The sequence below is a fragment of the Streptomyces sp. NPDC020422 genome, assembly GCF_044386705.1.
Classification (GTDB): domain Bacteria; phylum Actinomycetota; class Actinomycetes; order Streptomycetales; family Streptomycetaceae; genus Streptomyces.
In genome coordinates this window covers 93,704-117,569 of record NZ_JBIRVJ010000001.1, presented here as the reverse complement: position 1 = coordinate 117,569, position 23,866 = coordinate 93,704, and the positions used below count along the sequence as shown (strand labels likewise).

Here is a 23,866-nt window from a genome sequence, read left to right as displayed (position 1 = left end):
GAGGGTGGCGGTCAGGCCGCCGGGGTGGGCCGCACGGCGCGGCGGGCGAGGAGGACGTAGACGAGGGCGGAGACGACGGAGCCGAGCAGGGTGAGGTCGGCGCCGCCGAGCGGGGCGACGAGCGGGCCGGTCCACAGCTCGGAGTCGCAGGTGAGGGCGGCGAAGACCATTCCGGCGAGGAGCGCGGCCAGCCCGGCGGGGTGCCAGCCGGCGCGGTATGCGTAGGCGCCGCCCTCGGCGGTGTGCAGGGCCGCGGAGTCGTAGGTGCAGCGGCGCAGCACCATGTCGGCGAGGAAGACGCCGCCCCAGGGGGCGAACACGATGATCAGGAGGGAGAGGAAGGAGAGCAGCGAGGTGGTGAAGTCGGCGAGGAAGAGGGCGCCGAGGGAGCCGGCCGCGGTGACGGCCGCGCTGACGACGATGGCGCGGGCACGGCTCCACGGGATGCCGAGGACCTGGAGGTTGAGGCTGGAGGAGTAGAGGGTGATGATCGAGTTGGTGACGGAGCCGCCGAGGACCAGCGCCAGGAAGACCGGCTGGAACCAGCCGGGCAGCAGCCCCTCCGTCCCGGCGACCGCGTCCGTCATGTCGGCCTGGGTCGCGGCGGCGGCCCCCGCGATGCCGAGCGCGACGGAGGACAGCAGCCCGCCGAGGCCGCCGCTCCAGGTGAGCGCCTTGAGACGGGTGGTGCGCGGCAGGTAGCGGGTGTAGTCGGCGGGCATCGGGACGTACGAGAAGGGGCCCGCGAACATCACGACGAGGGCGAGGCTCCAGCCGGAGGCGTCGGGTGCCGCCGCGGGGGCGGCGGTGTCGGTGCCGGGCAGGACCAGGGCGATGAGGACGGCGAAGCCGGCGGCCAGGACGTAGGCCATCCAGCGCTCGGCCCACTGGACGGTGGCGTGGCCCCACAGGGCGACGGCGAAGGTCAGGGCCAGGGTCACGGCGAGGGCGAGCGCGCGCGGGAGCGGGCCGCCGCTCCAGCCGAGGTCGGCGAGGAAGGCTTCGAGGGCGAGGGTGCCGACGACGGTGTTGACGATCGTGTAGCCGATGCTGACGACCCAGTTGAGCAGTCCGGCGGGCCAGTTGCCGCGGACGCCGAAGGCGGCGCGGGAGATGACGAGGGTGGCGGTGCCGGTGCGGACGCCGCTGAGCCCTGCGGCGCTGATCGCGAAGAAGGACAGTCCGCCGAGCAGGACGACGGCGGTGGCCTGCCAGAAGGAGAGGCCGAAGGCGACGGCGAGGGCGCCGTTGATGACGTAGGTGAAGGTGAGGTTCGAGCCGAACCAGAGCCAGAAGAGGTCCTTCGCGCCGCCGTGGCGTTCGGTGTCGGGGATGGGGTCGATGCCGTGCCCCTCCACCTGGAAGACCTCGTCCCGGCCCGCTGTCACGGGCGTCGTCTCGTGTCCGGGCACATCGCACTCCTGTCGTGGACGTCGTCCTTGGATGCCGTTCGGGCATGGCGTTCTCGCCCGACGTTCTCGAATGTTCTTGAACGGCGTTCTAATTCTTTGAACGGCATTCAAGATGTGGGATGGGTTCCGGCCACGTCAAGACCTCGGCGGGAAGCGGTTAGGGTCGACCCGTACGAGGAGTCGAAGCGAGGACGGCGGCGGTGGCTGGGGCAGCGCGGGCGGGACGGCGGCGGGACGGCAGCATCACGCGGGAGCGGATGCTGGAGGAGGCCATGACCGCCATCGCCGAGGACGGCCTCGCCGCGCTCACCATGTCCGCGCTCGCCGAACGCCTCGGCACCAGCGGCGGCCACATCCTCTACCACTTCGGCAGCAAGGACCTGCTGCTGCTCGCCGCGCTGCGCTGGAGCGAGGCGGCCCTGGCGGAGGAGCGCCGCCTGCTGCTCGGGCGCCGGCTCACCGCCCCGCGCCGGCTGGACCTGTTCCTGCGGCTCTATCTGCCGCGCGGCCCGCGCGACCCCCGCTGGACCCTCTGGATCGAGCTGTGGGCCCGCACCCCGTCCAACGAGGAGCTGCGCGAGGCCCAGCGCGAGCTCGACCGGGGCTGGCAGGAGGACCTGGAGACCCTGCTCGTCAAGGGCGTCGAACGCTCCCAGTTCGCCCCGCTGGACGCACCCGCCCGCGCTTCCGAGATCCTCGCCCTCCTCGACGGGTTGAGCACCCGGGTGGTCCTCGGCCAGGAGTCGGCCCTGGACGCCAGGCCCGCCCTGGAGGCCGCCCGCGCGGCGGCCGCGCTCCTGGTCCCGCCCCCCTGACCTCAGCCCGTGGGCGGCGGCTCCCACGGCAGCGGCTCCACGGGGCTGAACGGCCAGGCGGGGGCGTCCGGATGACGGCTCGTCTGCTCCGCGTACCACAGCGTCTGCTCGGTGTGCAGGGCCGGTCGGGAGAGCCGGGCGAGCGGAGCGTGGCGGGCGCCGATCTCCTGTGCCACGAGCAGGCTCGCCTCGGCGTCGGAGGCCGGCTCGCCCGGGTGCGCGTGCGCGACGCCGTACCACTCGGCGACCGCGCGCAGCGAACGTCCGCCGGGGCGGTAGCGGTCGGCGTGCCGGTCGAGGACGAGCGGGTCGCACACGGGCGCCACGCCCGCGGGCAGGCGCTCGGAGAGCGGGGCCAGGCCGTGCCGGACGAGCTCGGCGTGCAGGGTGCCGAGGACGTACGGGGCGAACCAGACGACGAGGAGCTCCTTGGCGGCGAGGTGGGCGGTCAGGAGGGTGGCGAGTTCGTCCAGGGCCGGGCCGGATCCCGTGTCCGTCCTCCAGTCGTACGCCGTCCCGTCGCTCCCCCGCAGCGCGGCCGACCGGATCCGGTCCACGGCCGGCCGGTTCCCGGTGGATCCGATGTCCAAGGCCAGCAGGGTGCGCCGGTGCCACCCCGGGTGGTCGCCGCGCGGCGGCGGCCCCGGCTCCGGGGCGTGACCGCGGTGGTAGACGAGCCAGCCCTTCGCGCCGTGCCGCAGCAGCCCGGAGCCCGCCGGGACCGGCCGGCCGCAGTCGGCGCAGGAGGCGTCGTACTCGTTGACGCGCTCCCCGGCGCTCACGCCGGGCCCGCCCCGTCCCGGTAGGCCTCCAAGAGCCGCAGCCAGGCCTCGCTGAGGGTCGGATACGCCGGAACGGCGTGCCAGAGGCGCGCGATCGGGACCTCTCCCGTGACGGCGACGGTGGCCGAGTGGAGGAGTTCGCCGGTGCCCTGGCCGACGAGGGTGACGCCGAGGACGGTCTCCCGGTCCAGGTCGACGACCATGCGCACGCGCCCGCGGTAGCCCTGGGCGTACAGCCCGGCGCCCGCGACGGACGCCATGTCGACGTCCACGGCCCGCGCCCGGTGTCCCGCGGCCTCGGCCGCGGCGAGCGTGAGGCCGACCGAGGCGACCTCGGGATCGGTGAACACCACCTGGGTGACGGCCGCGTGGTCGGCGGTCGCGGAGTGCGGACCCCAGGCGGCGGTGTCCAGGGAGCCGCCCCCGGCCGCCCGGGCCGCGATGGCCGCGCCCGCGATCCTGGCCTGGTACTTGCCCTGATGGGTCATCAGGGCCCGGTGGTTGACGTCGCCCACGGCGTACAGCCAGTCGTGGCCCGTCACCCGCAGGGAGTCGTCCACCGTGAGCCAGCCCCCGGGTTCCAGGCCGACCGTCTCCAGGCCGATGTCCTCGGTCCGCGGCCGTCGCCCGGTCGCGAAGAGCACCTCGTCGCCCTCGACGTGGTCGCCGCCCTCCAGGACGACGGTGACCGGGCCCTCGTGCCCGTCCCGTACCACCGCGGCGACCGCGACGCCGGTGCGGACGTCGGCGCCGCGTTCGGCGAGGGCGTCGGCGACGTGCTCGCCCGCGAACGGCTCCATCCTCGGCAGCAGCCCCCCGCCCCGTACGAGCAGCGTCACCCGCGCGCCGAGGGCCTGCCAGGCGGTCGCCATCTCCACGCCGACCACTCCCCCGCCCACGACCACGAGCCGCCCCGGCACCGTGGCCGAGCTGGTCGCCTCGCGGCTGGTCCAGGGCCGGGCGCCGGGGAGTCCCGGGAGCTCGGGCAGGACGGCGCGGGTTCCGGTGCACACGGCGACGGCGTGCCGCGCGGTGAGCACCTGCCGGTCGCCCTCGGGGCCCTCCACCACGACCCGGCGGGCGCCGTGGAGACGTCCGTGGCCCCGGTAGAGGTGGACGTCGACGGACGCCAGCCAGTCCACCTGGCCGTCGTCCTTCCAGTGCCCGACGACGTCGTCCCGGTGGGCGAGCACCTCGCGGGCGTCGAGGGGCCCGTAGGCGTGGCCGCGGAGGCCGGGCACCCTGCGCGCCTCGGAGCGGGCGATGGCGGGCCTGAGCAGTGCCTTGCTCGGCATGCAGGCCCAGTACGAGCACTCGCCGCCGATCAGTTCGCCCTCCACGACCGCGGTGCTGAGCCCGGCGGCCCGCACCCGGTCCGCGACGTTCTCCCCGACCGGTCCCGCGCCCAGGACCACCACGTCGTACTCGTGCTCGCGCGTGTGCCCGTCCCGCTCCGCTGGTGTCATGGTTTCCAGTCTGCGGGCGGTGGGGCGGAATAGCGCGGCTCGATACGCCGTTGTGCACGGCGGGTCCCGAGGGGACCGTGAGGAAGGCGCGCCAAGGACGCCGGCCCTGAGAGGTAGGAAGCATGAGCACTGTCGAGCTCACCAAGGACAACTTCGACCAGATCGTGAGCGAGAACGAGTTCGTTCTCATCGACTTCTGGGCTTCCTGGTGCGGTCCGTGCCGCCAGTTCGGGCCGGTCTTCGAGGCGGCCTCCGAGCGCCACGAGGACCTGGTGTTCGCGAAGGTGGACACCGAGGCGCAGCAGGAGCTGGCGGCGGCGTTCGAGATCCGCTCGATCCCGACCCTGATGATCGTCCGCGACAAGGTCGCGGTCTTCGCCCAGCCCGGCGCGCTGCCGGAGGCCGCCCTGGAGGACGTCATCGGCCAGGCGCGCGGCCTCGACATGGACGAGGTCCGCAAGTCCATCGCGGAGGCGCAGGCGCAGCAGGGGCAGTGACCCGCGTGCGGCGAGGGGTGGTCCGGAGTTCCGGGCCACCCCTTCCGTGTGCCGTGGGGCGCGGTGGGTACGGCGGGGGCAGGCGCATGCCCTTACGCGCCTTGCGGCAGGGGGCATACGCACGCCCCTGACGCGCCTTGCGGCAGGGGACAGGCACGCCCTTGACGCGTCCTTGCGGTGCGGGGCATGGCATACGTACGCCCCTGACGCGTCCTTGCGGTGCGGGGCACACGCACGCCCTTGACGCGCCCTTGCGGCGTGGGGCACACGCACGCCCTCGACGCGTCCTTGCGGTGCGGGGCATGGCCATGCGTACGCCCCTGACCGGGGTGGTGCGTACGAAGGCCCCTGACGCGTCCTCGCGGTGCGGTGCGGGGTCAGCGCTCCAGGACGAGCGCGAGGCCCTGGCCGACGCCGATGCACAGGGCGGCCAGGCCGGTGCCCGAGCCGGCCGCGGCGAGCTGGTGGGCGACGGCTCCCGCGAGGCGGGCGCCGGAGGCGCCGAGCGGGTGGCCGATGGCGATGGCGCCGCCGCGCGGGTTGACCACGGCGGGGTCGAGTTCCGGCCATTCGGCGAGGCAGCCGAGGGACTGGGCGGCGAAGGCCTCGTTCAGCTCGAACGTGGTCAGGTCCGCGAAGCCGCGGCCCGCCTTCTCCAGGGCCCGGCGCACGGCCTCGACCGGGCCGAGCCCGAAGAGCTGGGGCTCGATGCCCGTGACGGCCGAGGCGCGGATCCGCGCGAGGGGCTCGCGGCCGGTCGCGCGCAGGCCCTCCTCGTCCACGATCAGCAGGGCGGCGGCGCCGTCGTTGAGCGGGGAGGCGTTGCCCGCCGAGACGGTGCCGCCGTCGGGGCGGAAGGAGGGCTTGAGGCGGGCCAGCGCCTCCAGGGAGGTGTTGTCGCGGATGCACTCGTCGCGTTCGAGCTCGACGCCCGGGTAGGGGACGACCTCGCCGTCGTAGAGACCCTTGGCCCAGGCCTCGGCCGCCTTCTGGTGGCTGGCGAGGGCGAAGGCGTCCTGCGCCTCGCGGGTGAGGCCGTGCTTGTCGGCGACGAGTTCGGCGCCCTCGCCCAGCGAGACGGTCCACTCGGCGGGCATCCGCGGGTTGGTCATGCGCCAGCCGAGGGTCGTCGAGTGCAGCTGCTGGTGGCCGGCCGGGAAGGCCCGCTCGGGCTTCTGCAGCACCCAGGGGGCCCGCGACATCGACTCGACGCCGCCCGCGACGGCGACGGAGGCGTCGCCGAGGGCGACCGCGCGGGCGGCCTGGATGACGGCCTCCAGGCCGGAGCCGCAGAGCCGGTTGACGGTCACGCCGGGCACCGAGGTGGGCAGCCCGGCGAGCAGCACGGCCATGCGCGCCACGTCGCGGTTGTCCTCGCCGGCGCCGTTGGCGTCGCCGAAGTACACGTCGTCGATGCGGGCCGGGTCCAGGTCCGGGCTGCGGTCCACGAGCGCCTTGACGACGTGGGCGGCGAGGTCGTCCGGGCGGACGGAGGAGAGGGCACCGCCGAACTTGCCGATCGGGGTGCGGACGGCGTCGACGATGTAGACGTCGCGGATGCTCATCGGTTTCTCTCCCACGTGACCTTCGCGTACGGACGACGGCGCGAGGACGACAGGAGTGTTCGCCTGGTGAACTATTCTTCGTCCCTGCGGGCCCGAGTCTCCGCCCCTCCACGGCCCCTGTCAACGCCGCCCCGGGCCGTTCCCGGCCCCCTGATCAGCGCCGTCAGACCGTAGTCGAGCTCGTTGCCGTCGACGAGCAGCGCCTCCACCGTGCCCGTCTCGGGATCGATGTCGGCGATCAGGCCGTGCCCCTCGTAGATGGGGTAGCCGGACTCTCCGGTGCGACCGGTCGCCTCGACCACCGCCGACCGTACGGCGCTGTCCTCCACGGAGGCCTCGCCCCGGTCCTCGACGTGCGCGGGCACCAGCAGGATCTCGAAACGCTTCGGGTGAGTACTCATGGACCGACGCTAAGCGGAACGGCCTCCCGGCGCCGCCGGGAGCGCCCCGACCCGGCCCACCCTCGCGACCCGGCACAGCCCGGCCGTCCGGCCGGCCCGCCCCGGCCCCGGTCAGCTCGACTCGCGCCGCACCACGCGGGAGTCCAGCAGCTCCTGACGCTCCGGCGCCGACTCCGGGTCGCGGACCACGCGGTCGACCAGTTCGGCGAGCTCGCGCCCCATGACCATGTCGATGTGCACCGTGCTGAGCCGCGGCCGCAGCAGCCGCCCGAGCACCAGGTCGTCCGAGCCGACCACGGCCGTCTCCTCGGGGATCGCGATCCCCGCGTCCTGGAGCGCCCGCATGAGCAGCATCGCGTACTCGTCGTTGTAGGCGAACACGCCGTCCAGGCCCCGTTCGCGCCAGCCGGCCGCGAGGACGCGCGCCGGTTCCTCCTCGTAGCGCAGCGGCAGCGGGACGACCTCGGCGCCCGCGGCCTCGGCCGCGGCCCGGACCCCTTCGAAGCGCGGTACGGAGAACATCTCCAGGCCCGGCTCCTCGGGCAGCACGACGCCGATGGCGCGGCAGCCGCGCTCCACGAGGTGGGCGCCCGCCGCCCGGCCGACCTGCGCCTGGTCCATCACCAGGGCGTGGGTGCCCTCGACCCGCTGCGGGCCGACGGTGATCACGGCCTTGGCGCCGGAGCGCTTGAGGAGCTGTACGCCCTGCGGGGTCAGTTCGACCTCGCCCAGCGAGACGACGGCGACCGGGCGCAGCTCCGCCCAGGCCCGGGCCGCCTCGTCCGCATCGAGGCCGACGCTGCCGTACTGCACCACGGTGTAGTCGAGCCGGCGCAGCGCCCACTGGAGCTCGTTGAAGAAACGGCTGTACAGCGGGCCGATCGGCACATGGGCGGTGGGCAGCAGGACCATCCGGCTGTGACCGGCGCGCAGACTGCGCGCCCCGGCGTGCGGGACGTAGCCGAGCTCCTCGGCCGCCTCGCGGACGCGGCGCCGGGTGGGCTCGCTGATCCGCACGGCCGCGGTGTTGTTCAGGACGTAGCTGACGGTGGCCCGGGAGACGCCCGCCAGGCGCGCCACATCGGCGCTGGTGGGGACGGGGCGTCCGGCGGACTGCTTGGGTGACTGGCTCATCGCTCCGGCATCTTTCCAGAACGATCCGGACTCAGGTCTGGCGGATGGCCGGATTCGAGTGCTACACAGGGGTTACACGCGCCACTGACACGTGTAACCACGGCGTGTAGACCGCACTCCCCCTTTCCGCTCCCGCCCCCGCACGGGCGTCTCCCCAGGAGGGCATCGTGGCCCTTTCCTCCCCCGGAACCACTCCCGGCACCGCAGGCGCCGCCTCCCCCGCCGTCCCCCGGCCCACGCGCGGGCTGCTCCCCCTGCTGCTCGCGGGCAACACGGCGATGTACGCGCTCTACATCGGCGTCCCCGGCATGCTCCTCGCGCTGCAGATCGAGGACATCGACCCGGCCGCGAAGGTGGCCAACTTCGGTCTGGTCTCGGGCGTCTCCGCGATCTTCGCGACCGTCTTCAACCCGGTGGCCGGAGCGCTCTCCGACCGCTCGGGGCGCCGCAATCCGTGGATCCTGGCGGGCGGTCTGCTCGCCGTGCCGGTGATGCTGCTGCTCGGCAGCGTGCACACGGTCCTGCTGGTGATGATCGCCTGGTGTCTGGGCCAGGCCGTGATGAACATCTACCAGGCGGCCCTCACCTCCGTGGTGCCCGACCGGGTCCCGCTCGCCGTGCGCGGCAAGGCCTCGGCCGCCGTCGGGCTCGGGCTGCCGATCGGCTCGACCATCGGCGCGCTGGTCGGGGCCGCCTTCTCGGAGGACTACCGCACCGGCTACCTCGTCTTCGGCGCGATCGTCGCCGCGACCGCCGTCCTGTTCACCTCCTGCGCCCGCGAGGAGCGCATGCCCGCCAAGGCGCCGATGCCGGTGGGGCAGCAGATCGCGGCCTTCGGCAGCGCGTTGAAGGACCACGACTTCCGCTGGGCGTTCATCGGCCGGGCGCTGCTCGTCCTCGGCTACTTCGCCGTCGCCGGCTTCCAGCTCTACATCCTGAAGGACCACACCGATCTGCCGGCCGGGCTCAGCGCCGAGGAGGCCGTGGCCGTCCTGATGCCGGTCAACTCGGTCGCCATGGTGGTATCCACGGTCCTCGGCGGCTGGCTCTCCGACCGCTACGACCGGCGCAAGCTCTTCGTCGGCGCGTCCGCCGCGCTCGCCGCCGCCTCCCTGGTCCTGCCCGCCGTCTCGACGAGCTGGACCGCGATGCTGGCCTTCTCCGTCGTCAACGGCCTCGGATTCGGCTGCTACATGGCGGTGGACACGGCGCTGGTGACCATGGTCCTGCCCAAGGCCGAGGACGCGGCCCGTGACATGGGCGTGCTGAACGTCGCCAACGCCGGTCCGCAGATCGTGGCGCCGTTCGTCGCCTCGCTGATCGTCTCGCTCAGTGGCGGATACACCGCGCTCTTCCTGGTCGGCGCCGTACTGTCGGTGCTCGGCGCACTCGCCGTGCGCCCCATCCGTACCGTGCGCTAGCCGGCCCGCGCCGCACGCGGTGCCCGGCGCACCCCGAAGAAGGGCACCGCCGTGCAGTTGCACACCACCACCTGGGGATCGGGCGACCGGGTCGCCCTTCTGGTCCACGGCATCCTGGCCGACCACCGCACCTGGCGGCGGGTCGGACCCGCGCTCGCGGAGCGCGGATACCGGGTGGTGGCCGTCGACCTGCGCGGCCACGGCGCGAGTGGACGGGCCGCCGGGCCCGCCGGGTACACCCCGCAGGACTACGCCGACGACCTCGTCGAAACCCTGCCCGCCGGCGCCGAGTTGGCGATCGGCCACTCCCTCGGCGGACTGGCCCTGGCCACCGCCGTGGAGCGGCTCGCCCCGCGCCGGGCCGTGTACGTGGACCCGGCCTGGCACCTGCCGGAGGGCGACGCCGGGTACCGGCCCGAGCTGTTCATCCTGGCCAAGTCCCTGACCCGGGAGCACATACGGCAGTTCAACCCGCGCTGGCCGGACGAGGACCTGGACATCGAGGTCGACTCGGCGCGGCTCTGGGACGAGCGCTCCGCCCACGGCCTCGTCCCGTTCGTCGGCAAGGACCTGCTGCCGGCGCACCCGGCGGTGCCCTCGCTGCTGATGCTCGCCGACCCGAGCATGCTGCTCTCCCCCGAGCAGGCGCGGGTGCTGGAGGAGCGCGGTTTCCACGTCCGTACGGTGGCGGGCGCGGGACACACGATCCAGCGGGACGACTTCGACGGGTTCATGTCCGCCCTGGACGGCTGGATCTGACGTACCTTTTGGTCATGGACGACGCGTCGATGGTGGGACTGCTCGGCCGGGTGACCGGCACCGTCGGACCCGGTCTCGTCGGTGAGGTGATCGTCCGGATCCGCGGCGGGGCCGAACACTTCCTCGCCTATGCGGCCTCCGGCAAGGAGCGGATCGAGACGGGGACGGTCGTGATGGTCATGGAACATCTACCGCCGCGCACCGTCTATGTCACAGCCGCGTACGACAGTTGACCCGCCCATTGAGTGACGGGCGCACCGGGCGCACACTCCCTTCACCGGATCCGCACGGCTCCGGTGAAGGGGGAACCTGCCCATGAGCCTCGGGATCGTGGCGGGCGCCGTCGTCGGCGCGCTGGCCGTTCTGATCGCTCTGTTCAAACTGATGTGGCGCGTCGCCGAACCCAACGAGGCGCTGATCATCTCCGGTTCGAACCACAAGATGGAGGGCCTCGGCGAAGGCATGGGGTTCCGGATCGTCACGGGACGCGGCACGCTCGTGCTGCCGGGAGTCCAGGCGGTGCGGAAGCTCTCGCTCGACCTCAACGAGACCCAGCTTTCGGTGGAGTGCGTCACACACCAGGGCATCCCGCTGAAGGTGCGGGGCGTGGTGATCTTCAAGGTGGGCGACGACTTCGTGTCGATCGCCAACGCCGCCCGCCGTTTCCTCGACCAGCAGAAGCTGATGTCGGAGCGGGTGCACATCGTCTTCGCCGGTCATCTCCGCGCCATCGTCGGCGGGTTGACGGTGGAGGACATGATCCGTGACCGGGAGAAGCTGACCGGGCAGGCCCGTTCGGCCTGTGGCACGGAGATGGAGAAGCTCGGGCTGATCGTGGACTCGCTGCAGATCCACGAGATCGAGGACCCGACCGGGTACATCAAGAACCTGGCGGCGCCGCACGCGGCGGCGGTGCAGCGGGACGCGCGCATCGCCCAGGCGGAGGCCAACCGGCGGGCGACCGAGGCGGAGCAGCAGGCCGCGGCGCGCATGTCGGAGGCGACCAGGGACAGCGAGATCCTCCAGGCGGGCTACCAGGCCGAGCGGGACCAGGCGTCCGCGAAGGCCCGGCAGGCCGGTCCGCTCGCGGACGCGGCGGCCCGTCAGGAGGTCGTGGTCCAGGAGACCCGGGTCGCCGAGCTGGAGGCCGACCGCAAGGAGCAGCAGCTCCAGGCGGACGTGCGCAAGCCCGCCGACGCCCTGGCGTACGAGAAGCGGACGCTGGCCGCCGCCGAGCGCGACGCGCGCATCTCGGCGGCCGAGGCCGACGCCAAGGAGACCGAGCTGGCGAGCGCGGCGATGGCGACGGCCACCCGGGTGACGGGTGAGGCGGAGGCCGCGGCGGCGCACGCGAAGGGCCTCGCGGTGGCCGAGGCGACGCGGGCGAAGGGTCTCGCGGAGGCCGAGGCGATCAAGGCGCGGGCCGCGGCGCTCGCGGAGAACCAGGAGGCGGTGGTCGCGCAGCAACTGGCCGAACGGTGGCCGGAGATCGTGGAGGCCGGCGCTTCGGCGTTCGGCAACGTGGACCAGATGGTGCTGCTGAACGGCGCGGACGGGATGGCGGACATGTTCGCCAAGGCGCTGACCATGGGCGGCACGGGCCTGGGGCTCGCCCGTCAGCTGCTCGCCACCATGAGCCCGAACGGGAACGGGACCGGGAACGGGGCCGGTGCGGCGGCGGGGGCGGTGGCCGCGGTGCCGGCGCCGCGTTCGCAGGAGATCGTGGTCGGCGACGAGGAGTAGCCCCGCCGCGCCCGCCGACGTCGGGGCCCGGCACCGGTTCGGCCGGTGCCGGGCCCCGTTCGCGTGCGGTGCGGCGCCGTCAGCAGGTCTCGTCCTTCTTGACGGCGCCGAGGTGGATCTCCGACCCGTCGATCGCGGCGCCCGGGGCCGGTTCCTGGGTGCAGATCTTCCAGTCTGCCGCGTACATGGGCACCGTGCGGCCCTTGCCGGAGACGTCCTCGACGAGCATTCCGCCCGACAGCCGGCTCATGGCGCCGGCGACGCTTCCGCCGACGAGGTCGGGCATGTAGCCCTTGGCCGCCTGCGGGGGGTCGGTGACGGCCGGGGCCGGCGTCTCGGGCCCCGCGTCCGGCGCGGGCCCCGTGGAGCAGGCCGTGAGGCCGGCGGCGAGCAGGGCGACGGCGAGGACCGCGGTGTTGCAGGTGGTGCGCATGTTCCCCCCTGGGACGAGCGTGAACAGAGGGTCCATCATCCACGCTCCGCCCCTCGGGCCCCTGTGCGCCGGGTCAGTTGTGCCCGAACTTGCGCTCCCTGCGGTGGGACGGGGTGTCGAGCACCGGGCGTGGTGCGTCGGACGAGGCGGAGCGCGGACTCTCCTTCGCCGCGACCGCCGCCTTGTGTTCGTGACCGCCGGTGCGAGCGCCCTTGTTGATGCGGGTCTGTTTCTTGCCCACGATGGTGCCTCCCGTCGTGAATCTTCCTCTCAGGCTCGCACGGGGGTACGAAGGCCGCACGTCAGGCGGCGGGGGTCGCCGGGGCGCCCTGGGCGAGTACCGGCCACAGGGCGGGGTCCTCGAATCCGAGGGCCCACACGGCGGTGTGGGTGACGCCGTGGCGGCGCAGGACCGTCAGGTGGCCGGCGACGCCGCGGGCGTCCTGGTACCAGACGTGGCGGGTGTCGGGGCCGTCCACGTAGACGAAGTACGGGGTGCCGGATTCCGCATCCAGTCGGTACGGAGCCCGCTTGGCCCGGCGCAGGGCCTCGGCCTCCTTCCAGGTGACGTGGGCGGTCCTGCCCGCGCGGGTCCCGTCCGGGCGGACGGCCCAGTCCCAGCCGTAGGCGGGCAGGGCCAGTTCGACGCGCTCGGCGGGGACGAGGGCGGTGGCGGTGCGCAGCACCTCGTCGTACCAGGCGGTGCTCGCGAGCGGCCCGGGTGCGCCACCCGCCCAGTGCAGGTTGTAGCCCATGATGCGGATCCGGTCGGCGGCCTTGCCGAGGGCGGCGTAGTCCCAGACGCGGCCGCTGCCGGCGGTCTTCGGCATGAGCGTGACGACGCAGGTCTTCGCGCGCGCGTGCAGCCGGGCGCAGACGTCGGCGACGAGGGCCGCGTACCCGTCGCGTACGGCCGCGTACGTGGCGTCGCCGGTGGTGGCGATGGTCTCGTAGTCGAGGTCGAGGCCGTCGTAGGCGCCCTTGCCAGCGGTGGCGAGGAGGGCGTCGGCGTGGGCGGCGCGCCGGGCGGGGTCGGTGACGAGGGCGGCCAGGGCGTCCTTGGGCATCGACTCCATGACGGTGGGCACGACCTTGATGCCGGCCCGGTGCAGTCCGTCGACGATGAGCCGCTCCCCCGCGCCCGGGTGGTCCGTGACGGTGCCGTCGGCCTTGGCCTCGTACCAGAAGGGGCTCACGGTGTGGAGCTGGTCCGCGTGGCGCAGCGCGCCGAGGTAGGCGGCCTCCTGGTCCCAGTACGGGAGCCAGCCGGAGACGGTGCGGCGCGCGGGCGGGGTGTCGTCGGCGGCGACGGTCGGCGGGACGGGTGCGGCCGCGGCCGCGGTGGCCGGTGCGAGGGGCAGCAGGGCCGCGAGGGCGAGGAGAGCGAGGCGCATGGCCACGAGCCTGCGGATCTTCCGCGCGACACGCCCGGCGTGCTGAGCCGTTCAGGCGCCAGGCCGTGTCCGGACACGGCCTAGGGTGCGGGGATGACGACGCCCTTGTACTCCACGACCGAGGCCGACCCGTACTCCACCGGGGCGGTCCGCACCTCCTACGCGCCCGACCACGACGGCGACCCCGACCCGGGGGAGATCGTGTGGACCTGGGTGCCGTACGAGGAGAACGACGGGCGGGGCAAGGACCGTCCGGTGCTGGTGGTGGCGCGCGAGGAGGCGGGCACGCTGCTCGCCGTACAGCTGTCGAGCAAGCGGCACGACAACGATCGCGAGTGGGTGGCGATCGGGTCGGGGCCCTGGGACTCCGCGCGGCGCGAGTCCTGGGTGGACCTCGACCGGGTGCTGCGGGTGCACGAGTCGGGCATGCGGCGGGAGGCGTGCGCGCTGGACCGGCCGCGCTTCGACCGGGTGGTGCTCCGGCTGATCGAGCGTTACGGCTGGTCCTGACCGAACACGCGGCGGAAGGCGCCCAGGGTGGCCTGGTCCCGGCCGCGGTCGAGGATTCCGAAGACGATCTCGTCGAAGTGACCGGCGAACCGCCCGTCGCGGGTGATCGACTTCTTGAAGGCACCCGCGACGTCGGCGGGCTCGTTCCGGAAGACGCCGCAGCCCCAGGCGCCGAGCACCAGCCTGCGGTAGCCGTTCGCGGCCGCGGTCTCCAGGACCCGCTCGGCGCGGGCTGCCAGCACCGCGGGCAGGCGCTCGGCGAGCTCGGGGGTGCGGGCGCGGACGACGCCGGCGTTGGGTGCGGGCGAGGTGAGGAAGCCGACCGTGAAGGGCTCGGCGAGCAGGACGCCGCGGTCGGTCCGGAAGACCGGCACCCGGGGCGAGTGGATGACCCGGTCGGTGTAGAGGGCGTCACGCTCCGCGCGGTGGTGTGCGTAGTACGACGGGGCGCGCAGCAGGGTGGCGTACAGGGCGGAGGCGCGGCACAGGGCCTCTTCCTGGGCCTGGGCGCCGTTGAGGTAGCCGCCGCCGGGGTTGCGGGCGGAGGCGAAGTTGAGGACCGCCACCGGGGCGGAGGCGTCGGCGCGGACCATCCGGCGGGCGGCGGCGAGGCTGCTCTCGCCGGTGACCTCGATCAGGGTCGTACGGCCGGTGCCCGGGGTCACCGGGACGGGTTCGGGGCCGTGGACGCGCGTTCCGGCCAGTGCCGCCGCCAGGTCCTCGGCGAGGGAGACGGTCCGGCCGTCCGGCGCCGTGTAGCGGCCGGCCGCCACGATCCCCTCGTTCTCTCGGGCGAGGGCCCGAAGTCGTGCGCTCATGGCCCGAAAGCATGATCGACTCCCCTTTCGGGCGGCAACGGGTTTTACCGGCCACCCCGCGAGAGGCGCTCTTGCACGCCCGGGCGGGGTGGCTTTAGGTGGAATCAGCGCTTTCCCTGGAGGTGCAGCGATGCCCACGTCGCCGACGAGCGGCATACCCCACAGCGGTTCCTCGCTGAACGAGGCGGAGGCCGAGGACCTGCTCCGATGTATCTGCTTCAAGACCGGCCCGCCCCGTACGGTCGGGGCCGAGCTGGAGTGGCTCGTCCACGAACTGCGCGACCCCCGCCTGCCCGTTCCGCCGCGCCGGCTGGCCGCGGCGATCGACACCGTGAGGGCGCTGCCGCTGGTCTCGGCCCTCACCTTCGAACCCGGCGGGCAGCTGGAGCTCAGCTCGCGGCCCGCCTCCTCCCTCATGGAGTGCCTGGACTCGCTCGCCGCCGATCTGCGGGCGGTGCGCGGCGCTCTGCGGCCCCTCGGGCTCGGGCTCAGCGGCTACGGGGTGGACCCGTGGCACGCGCCCCGCGCGCGGGTGCTGCACGAGCCGCGGTACGACGCGATGGAGATCGCCCTCGGCCGGACCGGCCCCTCGGGCCGGGCCATGATGTGCGAGTCGGCCTCCGTGCAGGTCTGCCTCGACGCGGGAGTGGAAGGGCCGGGTCCGCTCGGCTACCGGCGGCGCTGGGAGCTGGCCCATCTCCTCGGTCCCGTCCTGGTGGCGGCCTTCGCCAACTCCCCCCTGCACGGTGGCCGCAGCACCGGCTGGCGCTCCACCCGCCAGCTGCTGTGGGCGGACCTGGATCCCTCCCGGGCGCTCGCCCCGCCGGCGGACGGGGAGCCGCGCGCCGAGTGGGCGGCGCACGTCCTTGACACCCCGGTGCTCTGCGTACGGACGCCCAGCGGGCCGTGGGCGGTGCCGGAGGGGCTGACGTTCCGGGAGTGGCTGCGCACGGGCGAGCCGCGGCAGGCCGGCATGGACGACCTGCGCTATCACATGACCACCCTCTTCCCGCCGGTGCGGCCGCGCGGGCACCTGGAGCTGCGGATGATCGACGCCCAGTCCGGTCCGGACGGCTGGATGGTGCCCGTCGCCGTGACCACCGCCCTGTTCGAGGACCCGAAGGCGGCCGAGGCGGCCCACCGGGCGGTCCTGCCGCTCGCCGCGCGCGGGGCGGCGGGTCCCGCGCCGCGCAACCCGCTGTGGCTCACCGCGGCCCGCGACGGACTCACGGACCCGGCGCTGCACGTGGCCGCGCTGGCGGCGTTCGACGCCGCCCTGGAGGCGCTGCCGCGGATAGGGGCGACCACCGAGGTCGCGGGCCGGGTCGCCGCGTTCCGCGAGCGGTACGTCGTCCCCGGCGGCTGTCCCGCCGACGAGCTCCAGGAGGTGGTGTCATGACCGCTCAGGACACGGAGGCCCTGCGGCTGCGGGCCGTGACGGCGCTGACCGCGGCCCGCGCGCGGACCGCGCTGCTCACCTCCTGCGTGGACGACTCCGAACTCGTCGCCCAGCACTCCCCCCTGATGTCGCCGCTGGTGTGGGACCTCGCGCACATCGGCAACCAGGAGGAGCAGTGGCTGTGGCGGGCGGTCGCCGGAAAGGAGGCGCTGCGGCCCGAGATCGACTCGCTCTACGACGCCTTCCAGCATCCGCGCGCCACCCGGCCCGCGCTTCCGCTGCTCGCCCCCGCCGAGGCCCGCTCGTACGCGGCGGACGTCCGCGGGCGCGTCCTCGACGTGCTCGACGGCGCGCTTCTGGAGGGCAGTCCGCTGGTCGACGCGGGCTTCGCCTTCGGGATGATCGCCCAGCACGAGCAGCAGCACGACGAGACCATGCTGATCACCCACCAGCTGCGCAAGGGGCCCACCGCGCTCACCGCGCCCGCCCCGCCGAAGACGCACACCTCCGGCCCCATGGCGAGCGAGGTCCTGGTGCCGGGCGGCCCGTTCACCATGGGCACCTCCGACGAGCCGTGGGCCCTCGACAACGAGCGCCCCGCGCACACCCGGATCGTGCCCGCCTTCTTCATCGACACCGTCCCCGTCACCAACGGCGCCTATCTGGCCTTCATGGCCGACGGCGGCTACCGCGAGGAACGCTGGTGGCGGCCGGAGGGCTGGCGGCAGATCCGCGAGCACGGCATCGAGGCGCCGCTGTTCTGGCGGCAGGACGGCGGCCGCTGGCTGCGCCGCAGGTTCGGCGTGACCGAGCCGGTGCCCGAGGACGAGCCGGTGCTGCACGTCAGCTGGTACGAGGCGGACGCCTACGCCCGCTGGGCGGGGCGCCGGCTGCCCACCGAGGCCGAGTGGGAGAAGGCCGCCCGGCACGACCCGGCGGCCGGCCGCTCGCGCCGCTACCCGTGGGGGGACGCCGACCCGGAGCCCGTACACGCCAACCTCGGACAGCGGCACCTGGGTCCCGCGCCCGGCGGGAGCTATCCCGAGGGCGCCTCCCCGCTCGGGGTGCGCCAGCTCATCGGCGACGTGTGGGAGTGGACGGCGAGCGACTTCCTGCCGTACCCGGGCTTCCGGGCCTTCCCGTACAAGGAGTACTCGGAGGTGTTCTTCGGGCCCGAGCACAAGGTGCTGCGCGGCGGGTCCTTCGCCGTCGACCCGGTGGCCTGCCGGGGCACCTTCCGCAACTGGGACCTCCCGGTGCGGCGGCAGATCTTCTCCGGCTTCCGCACCGCGCGGAACGCGGAGCCCGTCTGATGTGCCGGCACCTCGCCTTCCTCGGCGAACCGGCGACGCTCGGCGAACTGCTGCTGCGGCCCCCGCACTCCCTGGAACGCCAGTCCTGGGAGCCGCGATCTCAGGCCAGCGGGGTGGTGAACGCCGACGGCTTCGGGGTGGGGTGGTGGGCCGAGGGCGACCCCGTGCCCGCCCGCTACCGGCGCTCGGGGCCGATCTGGGGCGATCTCTCCTTCCGCGACCTGGCCCGTGTCGTCCGTACGCGCGCGCTGCTCGCCGCCGTCCGGGGCGCGACGCTGCCGGGGGCGGACGGGGAGGCCGCGGCGGCGCCGTTCGCCGCGGACCGTTGGCTGTTCAGCCACAACGGGGCCGTCCCCGGCTGGCCGGGCTCCCTGGCCGCGGTGGCGGCCACACTGCCCGCGCGGGATCTGCTCGCCCTGGCGGCCGGGACGGACTCGGCGCTCGTGTGGGCGCTCGTGCTGCGCCGGCTGCGGGCGGGGGACGCGCCCGAGCAGGCGCTCGCCGACACCGTACGGGAGGTGGCGGAGGCGGCTCCGGGCGCCCGGCTCAACCTCCTGCTGACCGACGGGTCGACCATCACGGCGACCACCTGGGGGGACTCGCTCTGGTACCTCACCGGCCCCGACCGCACGGTCGTGGCCTCCGAACCGTACGACGCCGACCCGCGCTGGCAGGCGGTGCCGGACCACTCGGTCCTCACCGCCTCCCGCTCGGGCGTCGCCCTCTCCCCGCTCAAGGAGCCCTCCCCGTGAGCCCGTTCCAGCTGACCCGCACCCTCCCCGAGGACGCCACGGACGCCGCGCTGCGCGCCGACGTCCTGCACGGCCTCACCCGCACGCCCAAGGAACTGCCGCCGAAGTGGTTCTACGACGCCCGCGGCAGCGAGCTGTTCGAGGAGATCACGCGGCTTCCGGAGTACTACCCGACCCGCGCCGAGCGGGAGATCCTCGTCGCCCGCTCCCACGACATCGCGGCGGCGACGGGTGCGCGGACCCTGGTGGAGCTCGGTTCCGGCTCCTCCGAGAAGACCCGCCATCTGATCGACGCGCTCCTTCCCGAGCTCGACAGCTACGTGCCGGTGGACGTGAGCGAGTCGGCGCTGAAGGGGGCGGGCGAGGCGCTGCTCGCCGAGCGGCCGGGGCTGCACGTGCACGCCCTGGTGGCGGACTTCACCCATGGGCTCGCTCTGCCGGCGGCTCCGGGGCCGCGGCTGGTGGCGTTCCTCGGCGGGACGATCGGCAATCTGCTGCCCGCGGAGCGGCGCGATTTCCTGCGCGCGGTACGGGGGATGCTGACGCCGGGCGACGCGCTGCTGCTCGGCACCGACCTGGTGAAGGACGAGGCGACCCTGGTCGCCGCGTACGACGACGCGGCCGGGGTGACGGCCGCGTTCAACAAGAACGTGCTCGCGGTCATCGACCGCGAGCTGGGGGCGGACGCCCGTGCGGAGGACTTCGAGCACGTGGCGGTGTGGGACCGCGAGCGCGAGTGGATCGAGATGCGGCTGCGGGCGCGCCACGCGCTCACGGTGAAGATCCCCGAGCTCGACCTGGTGGTGCCGTTCGAGGCGGGCGAGGAGCTGCGGACCGAGGTGTCGGCGAAGTTCCGTCAGGAGGGCGTACGGGAGGAGCTGGCCGAGGCGGGGCTCACGCTCGCCCGCTGGTGGACGGACGAGGAGGAGCGGTTCGCGCTGTCGTTGGCCACGGTGGGCTGACGGGGGATGGCGGACGGGTTCGGGTGGAGCGGGTGAAGCGGCGGGGTCCGGTGGGTGGTCGGGTGGGTGGTCGGGTGGACCGCGGTCCGGGCGGCCCGGGCGAGGGCCCGCCGGTCCGGGTCGCGGCTGCTGGATATCGGGTCCAGTAGCCGGATGTCGGCGACGAGTCGCTCCGTCGTCGCGATCCGCCACAGGGACGCCCCCAGGGTGTCGTCCCCGACGAACGCGGCCGGGCCGACGGGCCGGTAGGCGATCCGTACGGGTTGGATGTCGGATCCCGTGTCCACGGCGGCTTGGAACGCGGCCGGACGGAAGGGGCCGCCCGCCCGGCCGCACCACGTCGACCCCTCGGGAAAGACGATCACCCGGCCGCCGCCCGCGAGGACACGGCTCATGGCGCCCACCGTGCCGGGCAGGCTCCTGAGCCGGTCGCGGTCGATGAAGAGGGTGCCGCCGAAGGCGGCGAGCCGGCCGAGCAGGGGCCAGCCCCGCACCTCCCGCTTGGCGAGCATCCGGCCCGGCAGCACGGCCGCGACCAGCGGGATGTCGAGCCAGGAGAGGTGGTTGGCGACCACCAGGTGCGCGCCGGTGGGGGGCGCCGCCGGCCCGTGCACCCGGATCCGCACGCCGAAGGCGCGCAGCACCGCCCGGCACCACAGGCGTACGAGGAACAGCCGCGCACGGGCGGGCAGCGGGGCCGCGAGCGGGGCGAGCAGCACCCCGAGGAGCACGGCCGTGAGCCCGGCGGCGAGCCGGAGCACGCCCCGGGCGGCCGTCGCGCGCGGGGCGGCGGGCCCGGGATGCGCGGCGCACCGCCCCGGTGTGCAGGGCGCCGTGGGCAGCCACGGCGACGCGGCCGTGGGGGCGCTCACCGGACCGGGGCGAGCGAGAGGAAGTGGCGCAGGTAGCGGGGGTTGGTGCGGCGCATCGACAGCAGGACGTAGAGGTCGGCGCAGCCGAAGTCGGGGTCGTGGGCGGGGGCGCCGCACACCCAGGCGCCGAGCCGGAGGTAACCGCGCAGGAGCGGCGGCAGTTCGGTGCGGCCCCGGGCCGGGGTGACGCCCTCGGGGGTCCAGAGCCGGTGCGGGGTGACCCAGAACTCCTCCGGTGCCAGGTGCTTGGCCCTGACGGAGTCCCAGGTGGCGGCGGCGAGGGTGCCGCCGTCGGCGAGCGGGACGGAGCAGCAGCCGGCGAGCCACTCGTGGCCGGTGCGGGTCATGTAGCGGGCGAGACCGGCCCAGATGAGGGCGATCACGGCGCCGTTGCGGTGGGCGGGGTGGACGCAGGAGCGGCCGACCTCGACCAGGTCGTGGCGGATGGGGGCGAGCCGGCTGAGGTCGAACTCGCTCTCGGAGTAGAGGCGCCCCGCGACGGCGGCCCGTTCGGGCGGCAGCACCCGGTAGGTGCCGACGACCTCGCCGGTCTCCTCGACCCGTACGAGGAGGTGGTCGCAGTAGGCGTCGAAGGCGTCGCTGTCGAGACCGGGTTCGGGACCGTCGAGGACGGCGCCCATCTCGCCGGCGAAGACCTGGTGGCGCAGCCGCTGGGCGGCGCGCACCTCCTCCTGGTCGCGGGCGAGGCCGACCACGTAGCGGGGCAGCTGCTCGCTCCCCGCCTGCGGCTGGGCCGGCACGGCCACGACCGGTGCGGCGACGACCGGTGCGGCGACGGGCTGGGCAACGGGTACTGCGGCCATGTCGGGCTCCTCCGGCGGTACGGAAGGGACGGTGGGGCCGGACCGCGCGGGTGGCGGTCCGGCTTCTTGTTTCTTCCGTGACCGGCTGGATTCGACGTGACCGTCCGGGGGCCGGTCGGTGTGGAGGCGCTGAATGCTCTTCGGCGCCCGGCCTACTCCGCGAGGCCGGCGGTGATCTCCTCGGAGGCGTCCTTGGCGGCCTGCACCGGGTCCTCGCCCTGGAGGACGGCCGTCATGTACGGCTTGATGGGGTTGTCGCCCTCGATGTCGGCCCACTGCGGGGAGTTGGGGGTGGCGCGGCCGCGGGCGGCGCCGACGGCCATGGTGGCGGTCGCCTCCTGATTGTCGACGACGGAGGCGAGGGAGGTCTTGTTGGGGACGTAGTTCATGGCGCGGGCGAGCTCGGTCTGCCACTTCTCGCCGGCGAGCGCCTTGACGACGTCGAGGGCGGCGGCGCGCTCGGGGGCGTTCTCCGGGATGATCAGGTCGGAGCCGCCGGTGAAGACGGCACACGGCTGGCCCGCCTTCTTGCCGGGTATCGGGAAGAAGCCCAGCTTGTCCTTGAGGCCGGGGTTGGCCTTCGTGATGACGGGGATGGCGCTGGGGGTGGCGATGATCTGGGCGACGTTGCCCCGGGCGAAGACCTCGGCCTGCGGCGGGTTCTGCTCGTCGGCGTCCTTGGGCCCCTTGCCGTGGGACTGGAGCTCCTTGTAGAAGGCCATGCCGCGCCGGGCGGCGGGGCTGTCGAGGGCGCCGGTCCACTGGCCGCCCTTCTCCACGGCGAGCTCGCCGCCCTCGTCCCAGATGAAGCCGGACAGGGTGTACCAGTCCTGGCCGGCGAGGTAGATGCCCTGGGTGCCGTCGCGGTCGAGCTTCTCGGTGTCGTCGAGCCACTGCTCGCGGGTGGCGGGCGGCTTGGTGACGCCGCCCCGCTCGAAGAGGTCCTTGTTGTAGATGACGATCCGGTTGGCCGCGTACCAGGGGATGCCGAACTGGGCGCCGTCGATGGAGCCGGGCTCGGCGAGACCGGGCAGCCAGTCCTCGCTGCCGAGGTCGCGGACCGACTCCAGGGTGAGGTCGTAGAGCTTCTCGGTGTCGGCGTACTGCGCGACCTGGGTGTTGCCGACCTCGATGACGTCGGGTCCGCCGGGGCCCTTGATGGCCTCGGTGACCTTCTTCCCGATGCCGGTCCAGTCCTGGATCGTGAACCGGAGGTCGACGTTGTCGTGTTCCGCCTCGAAGGACTGCGTGAACCGCTGGAGGAAGTCGTCGCTGACGCTGTCGCGCATCAGCCAGACGTTGACCGTGCGGGTCGGGCCACCGCCGCCGGGGAGGAGGCCGCACCCCGCGAGGGCGAGGGCGGAGGCGACTGCCAGCGGACAGACGAGGGGGCGGTTCTTCACGTAGGTCACCTTCTGCGTTCCAGGGCACGAGCCGCCGCATGGAGTGCGGCACGGCGTGCGGCATGGTGGGCTGACCCGACGTGTGGGGGGACCGAACGTGTGGTTCGCGCGGGTATGTGGCCTGGATTCTGGTCTGGACCAATGCGGATGGTCAAGTCCTTGACGACCTCACGCGCGGCACCGCCGTGTCGCGGACCCCGGCGGGGTGGGGCACCGTGGAGGGAACGCACCGAGAGGAGTCCGGCTCCCATGTCGAACCACACCTACCGCGTCACCGAGATCGTCGGCACGTCCACCGAGGGCGTCGACCAAGCCATCCGCAACGGCATCCAGCGTGCCTCGCAGACCCTGCGGGGCCTCGACTGGTTCGAGGTCACGCAGGTCCGCGGACACCTCGTCGACGGAGCGATCGAGCACTACCAGGTCGGGCTCAAGGTCGGCTTCCGACTCGAGGACGAGGAGAGCTGACCGGGGCGCGCCCTCAGGTCCGCCCCTCCCCCTCCTGCGCGTCCTTCAGCGCCTGGGACGGCGTGGCCCACCGGGCGCGCACCACCGTGAAGCCCGCCGCCTCGGCCGCCTCGCAGACCAGCTCGTCGTCGTCGACGAGCATCCGGATCTGGCGGTCCTCCCCGAGGCGGCGCAGCACCTCCAGCTTGGTCTGCCGGGCCGGGCGGAAGTCGCGGCCCCGTCGCATGTGCAGCGGCCCCTCGGGCAGCCCCTGGGCGGCGAGCCAGGCGAGCGTGTCGCGGCGGCAGCGCTCGGGCCGGCCGGTGAGGTAGACGATCTCGCACTCCTCGGCGGCCTCCCGGCATAGCGCGACGCCCTCGGCGAGCGGCGGGTCCTTGGGCGCGGCGGCGAAGAAGCCGTCCCAGTCGCGCGGCTTCCCTTCCAGGAAGTGCTGCCGGTGGGCGGTGGAGCTGAGGGTGTTGTCCAGGTCGAAGACGGCCAGCGGCCTGCGGTGTCGGGTCACTCCCCCAGCCTAGGGACCGACACCGACACGACCCGCGCACCGGCCACGCACCACGCGGGCCACGCCGGCCACCGGCCGGGCCCCCCACCATGCGCCGCGCCCGACGTCCCGCACCCCGCACCCCGCACCCCGCACCCCGCACCCCGCACCCCGCACCCCGCACCCCGCACCCCGCACCGGGAATCCTCGGCGGCGCCGTACGTTGAACCCTTCGTGAGCAC

At 74.0% G+C, this 23,866-nt stretch carries 25 protein-coding genes and 1 pseudogene; 12 read left to right on the top strand and 14 right to left on the bottom strand.

The window, feature by feature from the left end:
* Positions 1 to 11: 11 nt before the first annotated feature.
* Entirely contained in the window at positions 12 to 1,412 is a 1,401-nt protein-coding gene (locus ACH414_RS00560) for a purine-cytosine permease family protein (RefSeq protein WP_398940443.1), read from the bottom strand.
* Positions 1,413 to 1,669: 257 nt separating this feature from the next.
* On the opposite strand from ACH414_RS00560, the gene ACH414_RS00555 reads away from it, so the two are divergent.
* Positions 1,670 to 2,227 (top strand): TetR/AcrR family transcriptional regulator, encoded by a 558-nt coding sequence (locus ACH414_RS00555; protein ID WP_382545370.1) that lies wholly within the window; start codon positions 1,670 to 1,672, stop codon positions 2,225 to 2,227.
* A gap of 2 nt (positions 2,228 to 2,229) precedes the next feature.
* Here the strand turns inward: ACH414_RS00555 and ACH414_RS00550 are convergent, their stop codons facing one another.
* Both ACH414_RS00550 and ACH414_RS00545 read right to left on the bottom strand, forming a co-directional pair.
* Positions 2,230 to 3,009 (bottom strand): hypothetical protein, encoded by a 780-nt coding sequence (locus ACH414_RS00550; protein WP_382545069.1) that lies wholly within the window; start codon positions 3,007 to 3,009, stop codon positions 2,230 to 2,232.
* Positions 3,006 to 4,475: a dihydrolipoyl dehydrogenase family protein gene (locus tag ACH414_RS00545; protein WP_398940442.1), complete on the bottom strand. Its 1,470-nt coding sequence runs from the start codon at positions 4,473 to 4,475 to the stop codon at positions 3,006 to 3,008. The genes ACH414_RS00550 and ACH414_RS00545 overlap by 4 nt, the downstream gene beginning before the upstream one ends.
* Before the next feature lie 122 nt (positions 4,476 to 4,597).
* Between ACH414_RS00545 and trxA the strand changes: the two genes are divergently transcribed.
* Positions 4,598 to 4,972: a thioredoxin gene (trxA, locus tag ACH414_RS00540; RefSeq protein ID WP_046909586.1), complete on the top strand. Its 375-nt coding sequence runs from the start codon at positions 4,598 to 4,600 to the stop codon at positions 4,970 to 4,972.
* 377 nt (positions 4,973 to 5,349) lie between these two features.
* On the opposite strand, the gene ACH414_RS00535 is transcribed toward trxA, so the two are convergent.
* From ACH414_RS00535 to ACH414_RS00525, 3 genes and pseudogenes are all read right to left on the bottom strand, one after another.
* Positions 5,350 to 6,537 (bottom strand): thiolase family protein, encoded by a 1,188-nt coding sequence (locus tag ACH414_RS00535; RefSeq protein WP_398940441.1) that lies wholly within the window; start codon positions 6,535 to 6,537, stop codon positions 5,350 to 5,352.
* A gap of 149 nt (positions 6,538 to 6,686) precedes the next feature.
* Positions 6,687 to 6,938, bottom strand: a pseudogene (locus ACH414_RS00530) (hypothetical protein); the annotation flags it as partial.
* 111 nt (positions 6,939 to 7,049) lie between these two features.
* Entirely contained in the window at positions 7,050 to 8,072 is a 1,023-nt protein-coding gene (locus ACH414_RS00525) for a LacI family DNA-binding transcriptional regulator (RefSeq protein WP_382545077.1), read from the bottom strand.
* 167 nt (positions 8,073 to 8,239) lie between these two features.
* Between ACH414_RS00525 and ACH414_RS00520 the strand changes: the two genes are divergently transcribed.
* The 4 genes from ACH414_RS00520 (at position 8,240) to ACH414_RS00505 (ending at position 11,995) form a co-directional block, all read left to right on the top strand.
* Positions 8,240 to 9,493 (top strand): MFS transporter, encoded by a 1,254-nt coding sequence (locus ACH414_RS00520; protein WP_398940440.1) that lies wholly within the window; start codon positions 8,240 to 8,242, stop codon positions 9,491 to 9,493.
* Positions 9,494 to 9,544: 51 nt separating this feature from the next.
* Positions 9,545 to 10,252 carry an alpha/beta fold hydrolase gene (locus ACH414_RS00515; protein ID WP_398940439.1) on the top strand — a complete coding sequence of 236 codons (708 nt, stop codon included), beginning with the start codon at positions 9,545 to 9,547 and terminating at the stop codon, positions 10,250 to 10,252.
* 14 nt (positions 10,253 to 10,266) lie between these two features.
* A complete protein-coding gene (locus ACH414_RS00510) occupies positions 10,267 to 10,485 on the top strand; it encodes a hypothetical protein (protein ID WP_382545086.1) in 219 nt (72 codons plus the stop codon).
* Positions 10,486 to 10,567: 82 nt separating this feature from the next.
* On the top strand, positions 10,568 to 11,995 hold the full coding sequence (locus tag ACH414_RS00505) for a flotillin family protein (protein WP_382545089.1): 1,428 nt from the start codon (positions 10,568 to 10,570) through the stop codon (positions 11,993 to 11,995).
* Between the two features lie 79 nt (positions 11,996 to 12,074).
* On the opposite strand, the gene ACH414_RS00500 is transcribed toward ACH414_RS00505, so the two are convergent.
* From ACH414_RS00500 to ACH414_RS00490, 3 genes are all read right to left on the bottom strand, one after another.
* A complete protein-coding gene (locus ACH414_RS00500) occupies positions 12,075 to 12,428 on the bottom strand; it encodes a hypothetical protein (RefSeq protein ID WP_386561569.1) in 354 nt (117 codons plus the stop codon).
* Between the two features lie 73 nt (positions 12,429 to 12,501).
* Positions 12,502 to 12,669 carry a hypothetical protein gene (locus ACH414_RS00495; RefSeq protein WP_382545095.1) on the bottom strand — a complete coding sequence of 56 codons (168 nt, stop codon included), beginning with the start codon at positions 12,667 to 12,669 and terminating at the stop codon, positions 12,502 to 12,504.
* Between the two features lie 61 nt (positions 12,670 to 12,730).
* Positions 12,731 to 13,822: a glycosyl hydrolase family 18 protein gene (locus ACH414_RS00490; protein ID WP_398940438.1), complete on the bottom strand. Its 1,092-nt coding sequence runs from the start codon at positions 13,820 to 13,822 to the stop codon at positions 12,731 to 12,733.
* 93 nt (positions 13,823 to 13,915) lie between these two features.
* On the opposite strand from ACH414_RS00490, the gene ACH414_RS00485 reads away from it, so the two are divergent.
* Positions 13,916 to 14,332 (top strand): type II toxin-antitoxin system PemK/MazF family toxin, encoded by a 417-nt coding sequence (locus ACH414_RS00485; RefSeq protein WP_382545100.1) that lies wholly within the window; start codon positions 13,916 to 13,918, stop codon positions 14,330 to 14,332.
* On the opposite strand, the gene ACH414_RS00480 is transcribed toward ACH414_RS00485, so the two are convergent.
* Positions 14,317 to 15,150: a TIGR02452 family protein gene (locus ACH414_RS00480; protein WP_391768003.1), complete on the bottom strand. Its 834-nt coding sequence runs from the start codon at positions 15,148 to 15,150 to the stop codon at positions 14,317 to 14,319. The two genes, ACH414_RS00485 and ACH414_RS00480, sit on opposite strands and share 16 nt — an antisense overlap.
* Positions 15,151 to 15,280: 130 nt before the next feature.
* Here ACH414_RS00480 and egtA point away from each other — a divergent pair, with 130 nt between their 5' ends.
* Genes egtA through egtD form a run of 4 tightly spaced genes read left to right on the top strand, consistent with a single transcriptional unit; the run spans position 15,281 to position 19,576 of the window.
* On the top strand, positions 15,281 to 16,549 hold the full coding sequence (gene egtA / locus ACH414_RS00475; protein WP_391768002.1) for an ergothioneine biosynthesis glutamate--cysteine ligase EgtA: 1,269 nt from the start codon (positions 15,281 to 15,283) through the stop codon (positions 16,547 to 16,549).
* Entirely contained in the window at positions 16,546 to 17,862 is a 1,317-nt protein-coding gene (gene egtB / locus ACH414_RS00470; RefSeq protein WP_398940437.1) for an ergothioneine biosynthesis protein EgtB, read from the top strand. The genes egtA and egtB overlap by 4 nt, the downstream gene beginning before the upstream one ends.
* Positions 17,862 to 18,614: an ergothioneine biosynthesis protein EgtC gene (egtC, locus tag ACH414_RS00465; protein WP_382545112.1), complete on the top strand. Its 753-nt coding sequence runs from the start codon at positions 17,862 to 17,864 to the stop codon at positions 18,612 to 18,614. The genes egtB and egtC overlap by 1 nt, the downstream gene beginning before the upstream one ends.
* Positions 18,611 to 19,576 carry an L-histidine N(alpha)-methyltransferase gene (gene egtD, locus ACH414_RS00460; RefSeq protein WP_398940436.1) on the top strand — a complete coding sequence of 322 codons (966 nt, stop codon included), beginning with the start codon at positions 18,611 to 18,613 and terminating at the stop codon, positions 19,574 to 19,576. The genes egtC and egtD overlap by 4 nt, the downstream gene beginning before the upstream one ends.
* Here the strand turns inward: egtD and ACH414_RS00455 are convergent.
* The 3 genes from ACH414_RS00455 to ACH414_RS00445 all read right to left on the bottom strand — a co-directional run bounded on the left by ACH414_RS00455 (position 19,471) and on the right by ACH414_RS00445 (position 22,675).
* Complete coding sequence (locus ACH414_RS00455) at positions 19,471 to 20,448, bottom strand: lysophospholipid acyltransferase family protein (RefSeq protein ID WP_386561557.1); 978 nt, start codon at positions 20,446 to 20,448, stop codon at positions 19,471 to 19,473. The genes egtD and ACH414_RS00455 overlap by 106 nt on opposite strands.
* Positions 20,445 to 21,272: a GNAT family N-acetyltransferase gene (locus tag ACH414_RS00450; protein ID WP_398940435.1), complete on the bottom strand. Its 828-nt coding sequence runs from the start codon at positions 21,270 to 21,272 to the stop codon at positions 20,445 to 20,447. Before ACH414_RS00450 ends, ACH414_RS00455 begins: the two co-directional genes overlap by 4 nt.
* 152 nt (positions 21,273 to 21,424) lie before the next feature.
* Positions 21,425 to 22,675, bottom strand: coding sequence for an extracellular solute-binding protein (locus tag ACH414_RS00445; protein WP_386561553.1), 1,251 nt, complete (start codon positions 22,673 to 22,675; stop codon positions 21,425 to 21,427).
* Positions 22,676 to 22,924: 249 nt separating this feature from the next.
* On the opposite strand from ACH414_RS00445, the gene ACH414_RS00440 reads away from it, so the two are divergent.
* Positions 22,925 to 23,143 (top strand): dodecin, encoded by a 219-nt coding sequence (locus ACH414_RS00440; protein ID WP_382545126.1) that lies wholly within the window; start codon positions 22,925 to 22,927, stop codon positions 23,141 to 23,143.
* 13 nt (positions 23,144 to 23,156) lie between these two features.
* On the opposite strand, the gene ACH414_RS00435 is transcribed toward ACH414_RS00440, so the two are convergent.
* The gene (locus tag ACH414_RS00435; RefSeq protein ID WP_382545129.1) at positions 23,157 to 23,645 is read right to left on the bottom strand and encodes a hypothetical protein; all 489 of its coding nucleotides are present in this window, start codon (positions 23,643 to 23,645) and stop codon (positions 23,157 to 23,159) included.
* Between the last annotated feature and the right edge of the window lie 221 nt (positions 23,646 to 23,866).